12 protein-coding genes and 5 pseudogenes are annotated in these 16,496 nt (G+C 68.5%); 6 read left to right on the top strand and 11 right to left on the bottom strand.

The features are described 5' to 3' along the window. Positions 1–134: 134 nt before the first annotated feature. Positions 135–680 carry a GNAT family N-acetyltransferase gene (locus ACH4U7_RS10700; protein ID WP_398527605.1) on the bottom strand — a complete coding sequence of 182 codons (546 nt, stop codon included), beginning with the start codon at positions 678–680 and terminating at the stop codon, positions 135–137. A gap of 22 nt (positions 681–702) precedes the next feature. Between ACH4U7_RS10700 and ACH4U7_RS10695 the strand changes: the two genes are divergently transcribed. Both ACH4U7_RS10695 and ACH4U7_RS10690 read left to right on the top strand, forming a co-directional pair. Next, complete coding sequence (locus ACH4U7_RS10695) at positions 703–891, top strand: hypothetical protein (protein WP_398527604.1); 189 nt, start codon at positions 703–705, stop codon at positions 889–891. Between the two features lie 203 nt (positions 892–1,094). Further along, entirely contained in the window at positions 1,095–1,889 is a 795-nt protein-coding gene (locus tag ACH4U7_RS10690) for an SDR family NAD(P)-dependent oxidoreductase (protein WP_398527603.1), read from the top strand. A gap of 157 nt (positions 1,890–2,046) precedes the next feature. Here the strand turns inward: ACH4U7_RS10690 and ACH4U7_RS10685 are convergent, their stop codons facing one another. From ACH4U7_RS10685 to ACH4U7_RS10655, 7 genes and pseudogenes are all read right to left on the bottom strand, one after another. After that, positions 2,047–6,318 carry a discoidin domain-containing protein gene (locus tag ACH4U7_RS10685; RefSeq protein WP_398527602.1) on the bottom strand — a complete coding sequence of 1,424 codons (4,272 nt, stop codon included), beginning with the start codon at positions 6,316–6,318 and terminating at the stop codon, positions 2,047–2,049. Positions 6,319–6,676: 358 nt separating this feature from the next. Then, positions 6,677–7,222, bottom strand: a pseudogene (locus ACH4U7_RS10680) (isocitrate/isopropylmalate family dehydrogenase); the annotation flags it as partial. A gap of 77 nt (positions 7,223–7,299) precedes the next feature. Beyond that, positions 7,300–8,034: pseudogene (locus ACH4U7_RS10675) on the bottom strand (LysR family transcriptional regulator). A gap of 243 nt (positions 8,035–8,277) precedes the next feature. Further along, entirely contained in the window at positions 8,278–8,790 is a 513-nt protein-coding gene (locus tag ACH4U7_RS10670; RefSeq protein WP_398527601.1) for a DUF3291 domain-containing protein, read from the bottom strand. A 32-nt stretch (positions 8,791–8,822) separates the two neighbouring features. Beyond that, positions 8,823–9,512, bottom strand: coding sequence for a helix-turn-helix transcriptional regulator (locus tag ACH4U7_RS10665; RefSeq protein WP_398527600.1), 690 nt, complete (start codon positions 9,510–9,512; stop codon positions 8,823–8,825). 78 nt (positions 9,513–9,590) lie between these two features. Continuing rightward, positions 9,591–9,719: a methyltransferase domain-containing protein gene (locus ACH4U7_RS10660; RefSeq protein ID WP_398527982.1), complete on the bottom strand. Its 129-nt coding sequence runs from the start codon at positions 9,717–9,719 to the stop codon at positions 9,591–9,593. 146 nt (positions 9,720–9,865) lie between these two features. Then, positions 9,866–11,048, bottom strand: a pseudogene (locus ACH4U7_RS10655) (IS256 family transposase); the annotation flags it as partial. Between the two features lie 211 nt (positions 11,049–11,259). Here ACH4U7_RS10655 and ACH4U7_RS10650 point away from each other — a divergent pair. Together ACH4U7_RS10650 and ACH4U7_RS10645 are read left to right on the top strand one after the other, a co-directional pair. Then, positions 11,260–11,503, top strand: a pseudogene (locus tag ACH4U7_RS10650) (transposase); the annotation flags it as partial. A 364-nt stretch (positions 11,504–11,867) separates the two neighbouring features. Then, positions 11,868–12,150, top strand: a pseudogene (locus ACH4U7_RS10645) (transposase); the annotation flags it as partial. Between the two features lie 151 nt (positions 12,151–12,301). Here ACH4U7_RS10645 and ACH4U7_RS10640 read toward each other — a convergent pair. Next, positions 12,302–13,234: a LysR family transcriptional regulator gene (locus ACH4U7_RS10640; protein ID WP_398527599.1), complete on the bottom strand. Its 933-nt coding sequence runs from the start codon at positions 13,232–13,234 to the stop codon at positions 12,302–12,304. Positions 13,235–13,580: 346 nt separating this feature from the next. Between ACH4U7_RS10640 and ACH4U7_RS10635 the strand changes: the two genes are divergently transcribed. Further along, positions 13,581–14,522, top strand: a complete 942-nt coding sequence (locus ACH4U7_RS10635; protein WP_398527598.1) for a YeiH family protein — start codon at positions 13,581–13,583, stop codon at positions 14,520–14,522. 329 nt (positions 14,523–14,851) lie between these two features. Further along, positions 14,852–14,995 carry a hypothetical protein gene (locus ACH4U7_RS10630; protein ID WP_398527597.1) on the top strand — a complete coding sequence of 48 codons (144 nt, stop codon included), beginning with the start codon at positions 14,852–14,854 and terminating at the stop codon, positions 14,993–14,995. Between the two features lie 34 nt (positions 14,996–15,029). Here the strand turns inward: ACH4U7_RS10630 and ACH4U7_RS10625 are convergent, their stop codons facing one another. Both ACH4U7_RS10625 and ACH4U7_RS10620 read right to left on the bottom strand, forming a co-directional pair. Beyond that, positions 15,030–15,551, bottom strand: coding sequence for a YbaK/EbsC family protein (locus ACH4U7_RS10625; RefSeq protein ID WP_398527596.1), 522 nt, complete (start codon positions 15,549–15,551; stop codon positions 15,030–15,032). Beyond that, the gene (locus tag ACH4U7_RS10620; protein ID WP_398527595.1) at positions 15,521–16,489 is read right to left on the bottom strand and encodes a DMT family transporter; all 969 of its coding nucleotides are present in this window, start codon (positions 16,487–16,489) and stop codon (positions 15,521–15,523) included. The genes ACH4U7_RS10625 and ACH4U7_RS10620 overlap by 31 nt, the downstream gene beginning before the upstream one ends. Positions 16,490–16,496: the final 7 nt, after the last annotated feature.

Genomic DNA, 16,496 nt, shown 5'->3' with positions numbered 1-16,496 from the left:
AGCACTGCCAAGGCGATGAGATTAGCGGATCATCAGCCAGCCGCATCGTCACCTGTGGCGACCGGCAGGGAGCGGTCGCGCCGACAAGAGGACCACCTCGCCCGGAGCGTATTTCACAAGCGGCGCCGGGCGACTCAGACCTCGGGAAGGGACGGATCGGGTGTCCAGGGGTTCGGTGCGGTGATGGCCCAGCGTTCGTGGTCCCGCCAGCCCCCGTCGATGTAGAGGTAGGCGGACGAAACCCCTTCGTAGCGGAAGCCCAGCCGCTGGACCAAGGCCAGGGATGCTTTGTTCGCCGACTGAATGTTGGCCTCCAGCCGGTGGAGCCGCAGGTCGGTGAAGGCGTACTGCAAGGTGACGGCGAGCCCTTCGGTCATGTACCCCTGCCCGGCGGACGGGGCGAAGGCCGCATAGCCGAGAGACGCGCCCTGGTAGCGGCCCCGGATAATCGAGTTGATGTTGACCGTGCCGGCGGCTGCGCCGGTCTCCCGGACACGGATCAGAAAGCCCCGGTTGGTGCCGTCGTCAAAGCGGTGCATCCAGGCCTGGAACTCCTCCGCGGTCGCGGGTAGCCGCATCCATGGCAGGTGCAGCTCGGAGCTGGCCTGCACGAGCGTGCAGAACTCGTCCTGGTCGGAGAGGGTGAGCGGGTGTAGTTCGACCCGCGGCATCTTGAACATGGACCAACGTTAGGGCCTGTGAGTGGTGGACCAGGCCGGCTGCCCCTGGCAGCCCGATGCATCCCTCACCTTCGGCGACCAGTGCGAGCGGACCGATCGGCTGCGCTCGACCCTGGCCGCGGTCGGTCTGGCCCTCGCGGGCCGGGCCGGAGCCCGCATTGCCCGCGTCCTCGGGGTGTCGGTGAGGCCCGCGTCCTCGGGGTGTCGGTGAGCCGCAGTACGATCCTGCGGCTGGTCGACGCTCTTCCCGAGCCCGAGGTCGCCGCCCCGTGTCTGGTCGGCGTCGACGGTCTACGCCGAAGGCGCCGCCGCCGACGCTCCGCAGGCCGTCCCCCCAGGGAGCAGGCCCGCGGTCAGCTGCCCTCGGACATGGCCGGCACCGATTGTCACAGGCGTGGTCTAGCCTCCCGAAATATGAACCTGGACCTGGCGGGACGACGGGCGATGGTGACGGGGAGCAGCGGAGGCATCGGCGCTGCAGTGGCCCAGCGGCTGGTCGATGAAGGGTGCGCCGTATTGGTGCACGGTCGCGATCCTGAGCGTGTCGGCGGGGTCGCAGCACGGCTTCGTGCTGCTGGCGGGGTAGTGGACGTCGTGCTGGGGGACCTTGCTGATGATGCTGCCGCCGGGACGGTGGCCGAGCAGGCCTTCGGGTGGGGCGTGGAGATATTGGTCAACAACGCCGGCCCATTCGCCGAGCATGACTGGGAAACGGCGGAACCGGCGGCGTGGTTGAACGCGATCAACGGGAACGTCGTGTCCGCCGTGCGGATGATCCAGGCCCTGGTGCCTCGGATGCGCGAGCGCGGGTGGGGGCGGGTGGTCAATGTGGGAAGCCGGGCCGCGACGACTCCGTTGCCGAACATGGTCGAGTATTCGGCGGCGAAGGCGGCGGTGGTCAACATGACGACCAGCCTGGCCCAGCATCTGGCCGGATCCGGCATCACCGCGAACACGGTGAGCCCCGGTGTCATCGTTACGGACGGCATGCGGCAGATGTTCGAAGACGGAGCGGCTGCACGAGGCTGGCCAGAGCAATGGACGGAGTTGGAACCGCTGGTGGTGGCCGAGTACGCCCCGAACCCGACGGGCAGGCTCGGCACTGCGGACGATGTCGCGGCAGCGGTCGCGTTTCTCGCCAGCCCGCTGGCCGGCTACATCAACGGCATCAACCTGCGCGTCGACGGGGGCATCGCGTCGGTGCCGTAGTGGCCTCGTCGGGCAACTTCTCGAGGCGATCAGACTGACGCCCGCCGACGGTGCTCAGCCACTTCTTCGCTGTACCGCGCAGGCTCCGCCGGGGTACGACGACGCGGGGCCTCTCTCCTTGGAGAGAGGCCCCGTGCCGTTCGGCGCTGTTCGCGGTCTACCCGACGTTGATCTTGAACGTGCTGGTCGTGTTGCGGATGTCCTGGGCGTTGCCGCTCATCCGCAGGTTGCGGAAGGTGGCTTCGCCGACGGCGGGGCCCTGACCGGGTTCCGGGAGTTCGTTGGCCCAGATGCCGAACCCGGACTTGGCGTCGAACGCGTCTCCGCTCTTCTTGGAGTTGGTGATGGAGATATCAGTGAAGATCGTGTCCTTCACCGGGAACTGCGGCTGACCGCCGACGTAGTTGGTCTGGAACATCACGCCTCCGTAGGTGGAGTCGTCGATGTCGACGTCGTTGACGCGGATACCCTGGAAGACCTTGGAGGCGGAGAAGGCCCAGATGGCCGGGAAGACCTGCGAGCCCCAGAAGTGGCCGCCCGTCCTTTCCAGGGAGACGTTCTCGATCGTCGTGGGGTCGGTCCCGAAGCCGTTCATCGGGTAGCCGAAGTCCAGCGAGGAGATCGTGATGCCGGAGTAGACCAGGGTGTCGGCGACGCGGATGTTGCGGAAGGTGTTGTTGTAGCCGCCGTAGACGGCGATTCCGGCGGCCCGCCAGGTGAGTGTGGACGTCAGGTTCTCGTAGAGGTTGTTCTTCTCGTCGGCTCCGCCCGCGTCGATTGCCGAGAAGAGGGCGAAGCTGTCGTCGCCCGTGGCCCGGGCGTCGTTGTTGACGACGTGGTTGTCCGTGGAGCCGTTCGTCATGTTGATGCCGTCGGCGAACATGTCCCGGATGCGGGAGTTCTGGATGGTCATGTAGTCGGTGTTGGCGCCCCAGTAGAGGCACACCATGTGCTCGACCCAGATGTTGTCGATGGTGATGTCGGAGACGCCTGCGAAGTCGAACACCTTGCCCGGGCCGTCGATGCGGGACGTGTAGTTGCCGAAGTAGGCGAATCCGGCGAACGTCGAGCCCTTGGCTGTGGCGTCCGCCCGGAAGCCGATGTCGGTGTTCTCCTGCGAGGAGGGCGCGTGGAAGCGGGTGAACCATGGTCCGGCTCCGACGACCTTGACCGCCTTGCCGTAGACCTGGAACTTGCTGGAGGTCTCGTAGTCTCCGGCGGGCAGGTAGACGCCGACGAGCTTGCCCGTCGTGTCCATGCGGACCTTGTCGAGCGCGTTCTGCACGTCCTGCTGCGAGAAGCCGGCCGGGACCGCATAGCCGGCCGGGTCCGGGTTCGCAGCCGCGGTCGCCTGCTCGGTGTTGATGAAGTCGATGGCGTAGGAGGAGGTGTTGGCCGCGTCCTTCTGGAGCCGGATCTTGGAACCGGCCGGAACGGTCTTGCCGAGCAGCAGGTTCGCCTCGTCGTAGATATGGCGGGGCGCACCGGAGCCGGGCGAGTTGCCGGGTGCGGTCTCGTTGCCGTACAGCCAGGCGTACTTCGAGGTCAGATCGATCGCCTTGAGGAACTGGCCGTCCACGTAGACGTTCAGCGTCGTGTTGGTGCCGTCGGGGATGGAGAAGCGGGTCACCAGGGTGTTGGTGGCCGCTCGGGTGGTCCACTCGACGTACTGGCCGGTCGCGCTGAGAGTGACCGCCTTGCGGCCGCTGGCCTCGCCGGCGATGTCGCCGATGGTCCGGTTCGGGCCGACGACCTTGGCTCCGCCGCCGACCGTGCCGTCCTCGGCCTCGTACATGTCGTACGGCATGTCCGCGCCGCGGCCGACGAACAGGGGCTGCGTGGTGGTGTTGTTGGCCCGTTTGACCGGCAGTTCGTTGGCGTCGTCGGCAATGACGGTCTTGACGGTGTACTTGCCGTTGACCGCCGTCCACGAACCGAGGCTGACGGGTGCGGTCGTCTGACCGGCCGCGATGGCACCGCTATAGGAGCCGGTCAGGGTCTTGACGGTGGCGCCCTTGGAGTCCTGGATCGTCAGCGTCACGTCGTGGGCACCCGAGGCCGAGGCCGTCGTGCCCTGGTTCTTGATCGCGACGGTGAATTTGACGTCGTCACCGGCCGACGCGCTGGACGGGGCCCACGAGACCGGTGCGGCGACCAGGTCGGAGCTGGAGACCGGCTTGACGACAAGGGCGTCGGAGCGGGTGAAGACGTTGTTCGCCTCGTTCTGCTCGATGACCTTGTTCGACGGGTCCACCGCGGCGCCGACCGCGTAACTGCCCGCGTCCCGGGTCCCGATGCTCGCGGTGACCGCCTTCGACTCGCCGGCCGCGAGGGCCGGGACGTCCGCCGTGGCGGCCTTCGTGCCGCCGAGCGTGAAGTTCAGGTCGGTGGCCTTCGACGCCTTGGTGCCGCCGTTGGTGACGGTGGCCGACAGGCTGACAGCGTCCGTCTCCAGCGGGGCGGCGGGCGTGTTCGTGATGCCGGTGACCTTGAGGTCCGGGTTGGCGGCCGGGGTGCCGATCACCTGGAACTCGGCGACCTGCGCGCCCGGAGCGCCGGAGTTGGCGGTGAACTTCAGCTGGATGTCCGCGGCCGCGCCGGAGACCGGGATCGTCACGGTGTTGCCGCTGGACGGGTTGAAGGTGTAGTCCTTCGCCGCCGCGAGGCTTGTGAAGGCCGTCGCGTCCTGGTCGCGGCCGAGCACCTGGATGTTCTGGGTGCGCGTGGACCAGGCCGCATCCGGGTTGAGCTTGACGACGACCTGGCTGAGGTCGGCGTTGGCGCCCAGCTTGGTGGTGAGGGTGGCCGGGTAGGCGCCGCCCGCGCTCTCCCAATAGGTGCTGGTCTGGCCGTCGTTGGCGTTGGCGGCGAGGTAGGTGAAGGTGTACGAGGATGCCTCGATGGGCTTGCCCTGGCCGAGGTCGGAGTCGGAACCGGAACCGGGCCGGGTGACGCTGTTGCTCGCCGCCGACACGTTCCCGGCAGCGTCCTTCGCCTTCACGTAGTAGGTGACCGTCGCCGCGGCCGACGGGGTGTCGGTGTACGTCGTGACGTCGCCCGCCACGGACTTGACGAGTTCGCCGCCCGCGTAGATGTCGTAGCCGGTGACCTTGACGTTGTCGGTCGACGCCTGCCAGGTGAGCTTCACATCGCTGCCGGACTGCGTGTAGGCGAGGTTGCCGGGCGCCGTGGGGGCCTGGGTGTCGCCGCTCGTTCCCTTGCGGGTGACGCTGTTGCTGTTGGCGGAGACGTTGCCCGCGGCGTCCTTGGCCCGGACGTAGTACGTGATGTCGCTGTCGGCCGGCTGGGTGTCCGTGTACGTCAGGACGTTCCCGGCGACGCTCGCCCGCAGCTGACCGCCCGCGTAGATGTCGTAGCCGGTCACGCCGGTGTCGTCGGTGGCCGCGTTCCAGGTCAGCTTGATCTGGCCGGTGGCCGGCTCGGTGTAGGTCAGGTTCGTCGGCGCGGTGGGTGCCTGGGTGTCACCGGTGGTCGGTCCATATACCTCGAGCTCGGACAACTGCCCTGCGGGCCAACCGGAATTGGCGGTGATCAGCACCCGCGCATAGCGCGTCGTGGTGGTGTCGAAGCCGATGGTCGCCGACTGGTCGTTGCCGCTGTCGAAGGTGTACGCCTTCGGGGCCGTCAGATCGGTGAAGTTCTGGTTGTCCGTCGAGCCCTGGATCTTGAGCGTCTGGCTGCGGCTCGGCCATCCGCTGGGCAGCCGCAGGGTCACCTGGTTCACCTTGACCGACGATCCGAGATCGACCTGGAGCCACTGGGGAAAGGCGTCGTTCTTGCTCTCCCAGTAGGTGGCCCGGTTGCCGTCACCGGCGTTGGCCGCCCCGTAGACGTCGGCGTGCCCGCTCTCGGTGAAGGTCTTGCCCAAGGCGAGGTTGGGGGTCGAGGCGGCGGCCGTGAAGACCTGCATCTCGCCGAGCTGGGCGGTGGGGGCGACCGAGTTCTTGCTGAAGTCGGCGCGCACGTACCGGGCGAGGGTCGCGGGGAAGGAGATCTTGACCGTGTTGCCGTTGCCGGGGCTGAAGACGTACTGCGCCGACGACTTGAGCGTGGCGAAGCTCTTGCCGTCGAAACTGCCCTGGAGGGCCAGCGTCTGCTTGCGGGTCTGCCAGTCGGCGGGCAGGCGCAGTACGACCTGGCGGACGCGCTCGGTCCGGCCGAGGTCGGTCTGCACCCACTGGGCGGACTTCTTTCCGGCCTGCCAGTAGGTGTCGGCGTCGCCGTCGGCGACATTGGCGGCCGAGTGGGTGCCGAGGGCGCCGCCGGACTTGGCCGGGGCGTCCGCGGCGGCGTTGGGACCGCCGGCCGCCTGCGCGCCGACGGCGGGCATGCCTAGAACCATGACAGTGGAGGCGAGCGCAGCAGTTGCTGCGCGCCGTCTCCAGGATCTCGGCTTGGGTCGAATCATGCGGGGTCACTCCCTGCGGAGGTTCGCGCGCGCCGGAGGGGCGGCGAGGACGGCTCTTTCCTGGGCAGAGTGGTGGCGCGGTACGACAGGGCGGCGGGATCTCTCCGTATGGAGGCAGGAGCTCTCCGTATGGAGAGGACGAGCTCACACGGATGCCGTGTTCATTTTTTTGCACCCTTTCCATCGGAATATTGCAGAGCGATGTGAGTGCGTCTACAGTCAGGACGACATACTTTTCACCCGCGCCTGTCGTCGAAGCTCCTCCTGAGCCTCAATGTCCCGCCCGGTGGTTGCGGAGCGACACCTTGTCCCGTGCGGCGCAAGCTCACGCAAGTAGCGCAAATTCTTGCGTACGGCGGCGCGCACGGCGGTACGGTGCGAGCTCGAAGGCGTAGTCCAGCACGCGGGTGACACCGGCCCGGGTGAAAACGGACTCCTGGACGGCCATCTCGTCCGGGAAGCCGCGGTTGAGCCGGCCGCCGACCTCGCTGTACTCGCCCTCCACGTTCTCGCGGACGACAACGAAGCCGACGTCGCCCGCCCGGGCGCAGCGCACCGGGCTGTCGATGCCCTCGAAGACGCGGATGGGCCGGAGGTTGACGTACTGGCGGAAGCTGCGCCGGATGGGGATCAGCAGGCCCCACAGCGAGACATGGTCGGGCACCCCCGGGTAGCCCACCGCGCCCAGCAGGATGGCGTCCTTGTCGCGGAGCTGGTCGATGCCGTCGGCGGGCATCATCGCGCCCTCCCGCAGATACCGCTCGCAGGACCAGTCGTCGTACGACGTGTACGACAGGGTGAAGCCGTGGCGGCGGCCCAGGACGTCGAGGATCTGCTGCGCGGGCGGCAGCACCTCGGCGCCGATGCCGTCGCCGGGAATCAGGGCAATACGGTGGTTCGTCATGCCGTCGATTCCAGCAAGGCGGCCGGCAGGGCGTCCAAGACTCAATCCGGATCTGCCTTATAACCGACGCCTATCTGTCAGGGGCCGGACGGGACCGCCGTCGTCCAGAAGGCCGCGGCGGCCGGCGACAGGACGCCACGGCGGCTGACGAGCGAGACCCGCAGCGCGGTCGCGGGTTCGATGTCCAGGACATCGGCCCCCGTCTGCCGGGCGATCTCCCGCCAGGACTCCGTCACCACCGCGAGCCCGACCCGGCCAGCACCAGAGGCAACAGAGCGACCCGGTGCTCGGTCTCGGCCGCCACGGTGAAGCCGATGCCCTGATCCCGCAGGGAATCGACGTACGCCCGCATCCCGGTCCCGGGCTGCCCCACGATCAGCCGCTGACCCGCCAGCTCCTCACTGCGTACCACCTGCCGGCCGGGGAAGGAGCCCGGCGCAGCCACCAGCACGAACCGCTGCTCACCCAGCGCATGCGAGCGGACCTCCTTGTCCGGCACCGGGCCGGCGGAAGCCAGCAGACCCAGCTCGACCGCCCCGGTCCGCACCGCGTCGATGACATCGCGGGCGGTGAAGGCCGCCTTCACCGCCACCGCCACGCCGGGATACCGCTCGGCGAAGGACCGGATCAGCGTCGTCAGCGGCTCGACCGCCTGCGACAGCATCGCCGCAACATCCAGCCGCCCCTCACGCAACTCCTGCGCCGCCGCCACGCTCGCTCGCGCCGTCTCCAGACACCGCGACAACGAGGGCTGCGACACGTCACAGCGCCGAAGCGGCCCGGTTGAACCCACCCCGGTCGACGACCGCCAGGGTTGGTGGTGTCGATGACGACCTTGCCGCGCAGCGGCACGGCGGCCGGCTCTCGACCGGGACCGTCCGGTAGGCGTGCGACGGTGCCGCCGATCAGTCCACTGCCGATCAATCCGATGGTGCAGCCGGACCCATGACCAGCACAGCAAGTCCGCGTACTGCGACGTACTGCGACACCAACGCCTGCGACACCAACGCCTGCGGCACCTCCAGCGCGACCGAGTAATCGTCAAGACCTGTGGATCAGTTAATTGCTTCAGCTTGCGTTGGCGGCGCGGCCTGATGGCGCTGGAGGGCCTCGGCTGCGGTGTAGGAGGAGGCGAAGGTGAACGCGCGGGGGGACGGCCCGTGCGCCCGCAGGTCCGCCAGCCGCTCCAGGGCCTCGTCGACGGTCGGGAGGTGGCCGACGGGGACCCACCAGAGCACCAGGTGCGCCTCGACGTGCCGTTCAAACCATTCGCGGCGCCGCTGCATGGCCTCCAGGTGCCCGCTGCGGTAGGTGAAGTCCCACAGGGCTTCCTGCGTCTCCCACACCGACAGGGTGACGATGACGTTCTCGCCCGCCGGGCGCAGGCCGGTGGCGTCGGCCGCCCCCTCCTCGACGAGCCGCCACACGAAGCCGGGCGCGGCGTCGGCGGAGGCGTTGACCGGGTCGAGCATCTCGACGAACGGCGCCGTGCGCGGGTCGTCAAGGGGGTGTCGGAGTTTGGCGACGTTGAGGTGGGCGAGGTGGGCGGCATGCGCGGATGCGGTCATGGCCTCATCCCAGCATGGCCCCCATTTCTATGTCAATCAATGTTGTTTTTAGAATTCTCGACCACCACGCAGCACTCCCCCGGCCGGGGGTCCATGCGGGCGCGGACGGGGCCGTCCGTGCCGAACAGCCCCTCCAGCAGCGCGAGATTCATGCCGCAGACCAATGGCGGGAAGCGTTCGGCGACAGCATGGAAGGGGCAGTTGCGCATACGCACGACACTCGCGGCCGCCTCCGACACCCCTTTGGCGTCTTCGGCGCCTTCCAGGTGTGGTTCGTAGCCGCGGGCGGCCAGCATCTCCATGGCCTCTTCAAGACCGCCGCAGGGCGCCGCCGAGCCACGCAGGACCTCACCCCGGCGGCGCGCCGCCGCACACAGCCCGGCATCCAGCCCGGCCTGCTCGGCCGCCTCAGCGAGCAGCACGGCGGCAGTGCGGTAGTCGCGGGCGGGCAGCGACACCGACAGCTCCGCCTGCGCCCGCGTGTACACCTTGGCGGGACGGCCCGCCCCCGGCCCCGAGCGGCCCGACAGACGGCGGCTGCCGCTCTCCAGCAGCCCGACCTCGGCCAGCCTGTCCAGATGGTGCGCAGCGAGCGTGCGCGCGACCCCGGTCGCCTCGGCGGCCTCGTTGCGCCCGACCTCGCGGCCCTGCGCCGCCACGTACTCGTACAGGCGACGCCGCACCGGATCCTGCAACGCCGCGATCGCGTCAATGTCCTCCACCCGGCCATTCTAGGAACAACACAGGTTGGAGATAGAACGGCGGACCCGACCCCGGCCAGTGTGCCCGATTCACGTGGCCTATCTGGGATGCAGGTGGCGTGCCCGTTCGATCATTCCTGGCGAGATATCGGCGCCCGTGAGGTTGTCGAAGCCGTGCTGTTCGAGCTTCTCCATGACGCGGCCGTAGCCGGATCCGTGGTCGAGGATCGCGGCGTGCCTGCTGATCCCGTCGAGCCGGGACAGATGGAGCGGGTGGGTGAACGCCTTCGTGGCCGCGGCGGCATCCCAGTAGGGAACCTAGCTGTCGAGGTAGGACATGAGGGATGCCTCCCTGGGGGCTTGGCTGAAGCCGGTCATGCTGCCATGGCGGTGGGACGCTCGACGAGCTGGCCGCGCTCGAAGCGGGCACCTGCCCGGACAAGAGCAACCAGGTGAGGCGCGTTCACGGCCCGCCACCGATGCTGGGCGGACTCCACCAGCTTGAAGACCATCGCCAGGGCGGCCGTCCGGGAGCCGGCCCCGCGGGTGACCTTGGTCCGCAGGCGGACGGTGGAGAAGGTGGACTCAATGGGGTTCGTGGTGCGCAGGTGAATCCAGTGCTCGGTGGGAAAGCCGTAGAACGCCAGCAGTTGCTCCTGGTCGTCAGTGATCTTCTTGACGGCCTTGGGGAACTTCGCGCCGTAGGAGCTTCTCGAACGTCTTGACCGCCGCCGCAGCGTGGTCGGTCCTCGGCGTTGTAGATGTCCTGGATCGCCTTCTTCGCTCCGGGCTGCGCGGACTTCGACATGGAGTCGAGGACGTTGGCCGTTTTATGAACCCAGCACCGCTGCTCGCGGGTGGCGGGGAACACCTCGGCCAGGGCCTTCCAGAAGCCAAGAGCGCCGTCACCGACCGCCAGGACGGGGCGCGCATGCCCCGGCGGGCGCAGTCGCGCATCAAGTCAGCCCACGATTCCGCCGATTCGCGGTAGCCGTCGGTGAGGGCGACCAGTTCCTTGGAACCATCGGCGCGGACCCCGATGAGGACCAGGACGCAGGCTTTGGCCTCCTCCAGGCGGATGTTGAGGTGGATGCCGTCGGCCCACACGTACACGTAGTCGGCATGCGACAGGTCACGGTCCATGAAGGCGGCGTGGTCGGCCTGCCACTGCTGGGTGAGCCGGTTGACCGTGGTCGGCGAGAGCCCGGCCGCACTGCCGAGGAACTGCTCCAAGGCCGGGACGAAGTCCCCGGAGGAGAGGCCGTGCAGGTAGAGCAGCGGCAGCACCTCACTGATCTTCGGGGACTTGCGGCACCACGGCGGCAGGATCGCCGAGCTGAACCGCTTGCGCTCGCCTGTCTCCTCATCGACGCGCTTGTCGTTCACCCGCGGGGCCTTCACCTCGACCACCCCGGCCGCGGTGCTGACCTTCCTGAGCCGGCGGCAGCCGTTGCGGACCACGAGCCGTCGGCCGGTGCCGTCGCGCTGGTCGGCCAGCTCGGCTATGTACGCGTTGGCTTCGACCTCCAGGGCCGCCGCGAGCATCCGCCGGCGCCCTCGAACACCGGGCTACTCGATGACCATCAGTCGATCACTCGGGAAGGTACGCCCTTCGCGCGCTCCCCGAGCTCGATCCACAGGTCTTGAGCATGGCTCGCGCGACCTTGGTCACCTGCCCTGTACGTGAACGAGGCCAAACGGCGTCGGGCCGCAACTGCCTGAACTGACGCCACCCGTGCAGGGCCCTACACGGTTCCGATCCACCGCCCGTCCGAAGCTCCGTACCCCCGGGGCCTGCGACCGCTGGACCTGGCTCGTCATCGCCGCCAACACCCAGCCCCCGCTCCTCCGCCAGAGTCCGCCGGAGGCAAACCCTCACGGCCAGGCCCGGACGACCTCCCGGCTCCAAGAACAAGCGGCCAGCAGCCCGCTACGACGCAGGCAAGACCATCAAACGACCTGACAGCATCTACCGAACGCGACCAGCTCAGAGAGTAGAACTCAAGCTCTAGAGTCACGGTATGACTCTGAACGACCCGGTCGGACTGCGAAGGCGGCTTCGACAGCCCAGCGGTAGACGCCCAGGCCGAAGCTTCCGAAGAACCGAAGGCGGTTCATGGACTCACCGGACCGGTATGGTCCCAAGCTGTGCCACCGAACAGTTCCTGACGCAGATACGCGCCCGCGCGGTGGCGGGCAACCCAGCCGCCGCGCGCGAGCTGGGACGCCTGCTCAACCTGCCGCCTGGCGACCCAGCGGATATGGAGGCGGCCGATCTCCCTGGTCATCGACCTAGTTGGCCCGGTGAGCCCTGGTTGCGTGCGGCGCTCTCGGCCCGTCCTGGCGACACCGCCGCAGCCTTGCTACTCGCGGGTCAGCTCCTGCGGCAGATACAGGACCGGCAGCAAGCACCACGTAATCACCGAGGCGCACGGCATCCCACTCGCTGCCACGCTGACCGGCGGCAACCGCCACGATGTCGCCCAGCTCATACCCCTGGTCCACGCGGTTCCGCTGTGCGGGCAGGCGCGGGCATCCCCGTCGGCGTCCCGACGCGCTGTACGCCGACCGCGGCTACGACTACGACACCTACCGCCGCGACCTGCACGAACTGAGCATCCGCCCGATCATCGCCCGCCGCGGGAGCCAGCACGGCTCCGCCCAGCACGCGGCATGAACTGCGCGGATGATTTATCGGCCCCCAAAGGGACCCGGCTTCGGCCAGGGGCCCGTTCCCACGTCAGCGCTGTGGTCGCTGCAGTCCCGGCCGGTAGTGGCGGTCGTCCGCGGGGTCGCCTCGTCGCGCGCGCTCATCGCGGGGTGACGCCCGTGGCGGCGACGTCTGGTCTGTGTCGCCTGGTCACGGCAAGGAGTTCAGCAGCAGGGCCGACCAGGGGGCGTTCCGATGCCCATACGGCGCGCAGGACACGGTGCAGTTTGATGCCCTCGACCTCAACCGCTACCAGGCGGCGATCGGCGAGGTCCGTTCGCACAGCGAGTTCGCTGATCACTGCCGGGCCGGTCCCGGCGATCACGGCGTTTCGCACGGCGGTCGCCGACCCCAGCTCCAGCAGGGGCCGGGGCTCAGCCGCCCCCGCCCGGCGCAGCGCCTGGTCCAGAGTTTCGCGTGTGCCCGATCCTTGTTCACGGAGAACCAGCGGCGCGGCGGCAAGCTCGGCGACGCCCAGCGGGCGACGGCGGCGCGCCCAGGGGTGCCCCGGCGCAACCACCACGAGCAGACGGTCATAGGCGACCCGCCGAGCAGGCAATCCGGCTGGAGCCTGCGGTGACTCTATGAAGCCGACATCCACCGCTCCACTGCGCAACAACTCGGGGACGTGCTCGCTGTTGGTCACCTGGAGACCCACGTACAGCTCCGGCCGCATCCGGCGCAGTTCGCCGAGCCAACCCGGCACCAAGTACTCGGCCACAGTCATGCTCGCCGCGACCCGCAACTCGGCGTCCCGCTTGGTGCGCAACGCCTCCGCGCCGGTGAGCAGACCGTCCAAGTCCTGGAGAACCTGCTGGGCCCAGCCCGCCACGGCCCGACCCGCATCGGTGAGCTGTGATCCGCGCCGCGTCCGCTCCACCAGCACCAGGCCGAGCCTGCGCTCCAGTGTGGACAGCCGTTTGCTGGCCGACGGCTGAGCGAGACCGAGCTGCGCCGCCGCCCTGCTCAGACTCCCCACGTCGCCGACAAGGACGAGCAAGCGCAGCGATTCCAGATCCGGCAACTGGCTCATAGCTCCAGGGTATGGCTCAGGTCAGACCAGCAGTCATACCTCTTGGCTATGACCTTCTCGCGATCTCAGTACGACAACCACGGCTGTGGTCGCGCCCGTGACGCGAAGATGTCCGCCCCGTCGTTGGCGACCACGCCCGTCAATCCGCCGTGCTGTCCCAAGCAGGTGCACTGACCTGGTGTCCAGCCGCTCTGTCATGCACTCCGGGTATGACGTCCCAAGTTGTTGACCGGTACCGCGCTCCGCGCAGCACGACGACGATCAAATCATGATCAAACCAAGACACCTTGTCGGGAGTTCCACAGCCACTGCCAGGCCGGTTCGTTCGCTGGGCCCGGGGCTGCTCATGGCGGCTATCGGCACGGCTACCGCGTTCTCTCTCAACGAGCTGGTGCCTGCGGTGAGCGCGCTTACCGTCGCGGTGGTGCTCGGGGTCGCCGTGGGAGGTCGTCTTCCGGCGAAGACGCAGGAAGGTCTGGGCTGGGTGACGAAGAAGTTTCTGCGGCTCGGCGTCGTTCTGCTCGGCCTCCAGCTCGGGCTCGGCGAGGTCTGCGGGCTCGGCGCGGGCAAGGTGCTGGCGGTCGTGGTCACCGTGTTTGTGGCCTTCTTCGGAACACTCCTGCTCGGTCGGCTGATCCGAGTGTCGAAGGGGCTCGCGCTGATGGTGGCGACAGGATTCTCCATCTGCGGGGCGTCGGCGATCGCGGCAATGGACAGTGTCACCGAAAGCGATAGAGAGGACGTAGCGACCGCTGTCACTCTGGTGACCCTTTACGGAAGCGCCGCGATTGCGCTCGTACCGTTCGTCGGCCAGGCGCTGGGAATGAGTCCTGAGCACCTCGGGTCCTGGGCAGGACTTTCCGTTCACGAAGTCGCCCAGGTGGTTGCGGCTGCCTCACCGGCGGGCGGCGGGGCGGTTGCCATCGCGGTCGTCATCAAGCTGACCAGGGTCGTCCTGCTCGCCCCGATGGTCGCCGGCGTCAGCATCGTGCAGCGCCGGCAAGGCGGGGCCTCGACGGGGAAACGCCCGGCGATCGTTCCGCTGTTCGTCCTCGGTTTCCTGGTCATGATGCTGGTTCGCAGCAGCGGTATCGTGCCGTCGACCGCGCTGTCCGTGGCCAAAGTCGGCACCACGCTGCTCTTCGCCGCCGCCCTGTTCGGTCTGGGCAGCGGCGTCAAGATCGGCGCACTGCTTCGCGCGGGAAGACGAGGTCTTGCCCTGGGGGCTTTGTCCACGCTTCTCGTCGCGGTTGCCGGATACGGCGCGCTGGCCGTCGTCGGTGTCTGATAGCGGAAGATGTCGGCGATCTCGGCCGGGGTGTAGTCGGCGATCTGGTCTCGACTGTTTTGGCAGGCACAAAGGTGCCCTCGGGAGGCGGCTGAACTCCTCGATGAGTGCACGGATGCGGGCCGGGGTGCGGTTGTGGGCGGGCGATGTGCTCATCGTCGTGCCTGCTTCTGGGGGTGAGGAAGGCCGGGCGGGGCGCATGACCCCGTCCGGCACCGCGGGATGGTGCCCGCGTCCGCGACGGTCTGGCCGAAGCGCTGCGGGTGGGGTGCTCCTGGGTCCTCGTGGGCGTTCTCCGGCCCGGAGTGCAGGGCACCACGGACACCACGATGAACGTCGTCGCAGCGGTGGGCGCCGGCCTGGCCGGGCCCCTCATGGACTGGATTGGCTACGGCGGGCTGAACGCCGTCACCGCGGCCTTCGTCCTGCCCGTAATCGTCTTCTGGATCTTCCTCGGCCGTCGGCCGGTCTGATGCAGCACGTGCAGTCCTTCACCCGAGCGAGCGCTCATACCGGTGTGGGTGCTTGGGCGCCGACGTCGTCGGGGGTAGCGATGCGTTCGATCCGCGGGTCGGCGAGCCGTACGTAGTCGCCGCCGGAGATGACGGCGGAACGGTTGAGGCGGGCGGCATTGAAGTAGAGCTGTGGACGGGTGACGATCTCAGGGTCGGCGACGAGTTCCAGATCGGGATCGAACGAGAAGGGCAGGACCGTGCCCGGGACGGCGTGGGCCAGTCGTTCGGCGGTCGCCGCGTCGCTGAATCCGACGTAGCGGGCATCGAACAGCCGGCGGACGGCGTCCAGGTCGACGCGCCGGTCGCCGGGGACGACCGCGAGCACGTGGCGGGTGGTGCGCCGGTCGATCTTGACTCTGAGGATGATGCACTTGGCTGCGTGGGACACGGGGTGACCGCGCAGGGCACTGACCGATTCCGTCGTGCCGTCCGGTTCATGGTCGATGAGCCGATAGGGGGTCTGGGTGGTGTCGAACAGGGCGATCAGACGCTGGTAGGTGTCGGGGTAGGGCACGTTCTGTCCTCTTCCAGAGTTTTGCCGGTGCCGGTGCCGGTGCCGGTGCCGGTGGCGGTGGCGGTGCGATGGGTGCGTTCGATGGCCTGGCCCCAGTACGTTCCGGCGATCATGAGCACGGCACCGAGGGAGGCCCACACGGTGAGCCGTTCGTTGCCGAAACTGATCCCGATCGCGACGGCCCAGATCGGTTCGGTGCCCAGCAGCAGGGTGGCCCGGCTGGCGGAGGTGCGTTGCACGGCCCAGGTCTGGACGAGGAAAGCGAACACACTGCAGAACAGGGCGAGATAGATCAGCTGCGACCATGTGGTGGCGCTGCTGTGGGCAAGGTCGGGCAGGTGGATGAGGGCGGGCACCAGGAACAACGCCGAGCCGACGACTGTCTGCGCGGTCGTCAGGTGGAGCGGATCCATGGGGCTGCGGGCGGTGAGCCGTCCGACGAGCGCGACATGCCCGGCCCGTACAACCGCGGCGGCGAGCACCAGGGCGTCGCCGAGCCGTAGGGCGTGCAGTCCACTGCTGGAGGTGAGCAGCCCGACGGCCAGCACGCACAGGCCGGCGGCGACGAAGAACGTCCAGGGCAGCCTGCGGCTGCTCGCGGTCCGGTCAAGCAGCGGCGTCAGCACAATGGTCAGGCTGATGATCAACCCGGCGTTCGCGGCGCTGGTGTGCGCGACCCCGTAGGTCTCCAGTACCAGAACGGCTGCCTGCGTAACCCCCAGCAGCGACCCGGCGCGGACCTCTGCGCGAGTCCAGCGGCGCGCCCGGCGACGGGAGACGACCAAGGCTCCGCACGCGAGCGCGGAGATCGCGTACCGGGCGAACAGCACGGTGGTAACCGGGAGCGCGCCGGTGGCCGTCTTGGCCGCCAGGTAGCTGGAACCCCAGACCAGCGCGATCAGGAACAGCGCTACATCGGTACGGCGTGCAACGGGCATACGCCCA

It is taken from the genome of Streptomyces sp. NPDC020845 (assembly GCF_044334165.1).
Classification (GTDB): Bacteria; Actinomycetota; Actinomycetes; order Streptomycetales; family Streptomycetaceae; genus Streptomyces.
The sequence above is the reverse complement of the archived record's forward strand: the minus strand, read 5'-3'. Positions and strand labels throughout refer to the sequence as shown.

Bases quoted from the DNA above. Each gene is read 5' to 3' on its own strand.
- ACH4U7_RS10700 (WP_398527605.1), bottom strand. From the start codon at position 680: ATGTTCAAGATGCCGCGGGTCGAACTACACCCGCTCACCCTCTCCGAC.
- ACH4U7_RS10670 (WP_398527601.1), bottom strand. From the start codon at position 8,790: ATGACCGCATCCGCGCATGCCGCCCACCTCGCCCACCTCAACGTCGCC.
- ACH4U7_RS10620 (WP_398527595.1), bottom strand. From the start codon at position 16,489: ATGCCCGTTGCACGCCGTACCGATGTAGCGCTGTTCCTGATCGCGCTG.
- ACH4U7_RS10640 (WP_398527599.1), bottom strand. From the start codon at position 13,234: ATGAGCCAGTTGCCGGATCTGGAATCGCTGCGCTTGCTCGTCCTTGTC.
- ACH4U7_RS10685 (WP_398527602.1), bottom strand. From the start codon at position 6,318: ATGATTCGACCCAAGCCGAGATCCTGGAGACGGCGCGCAGCAACTGCT.
- ACH4U7_RS10690 (WP_398527603.1), top strand. From the start codon at position 1,095: ATGAACCTGGACCTGGCGGGACGACGGGCGATGGTGACGGGGAGCAGC.
- ACH4U7_RS10630 (WP_398527597.1), top strand. From the start codon at position 14,852: ATGAACGTCGTCGCAGCGGTGGGCGCCGGCCTGGCCGGGCCCCTCATG.
- ACH4U7_RS10635 (WP_398527598.1), top strand. From the start codon at position 13,581: ATGGCGGCTATCGGCACGGCTACCGCGTTCTCTCTCAACGAGCTGGTG.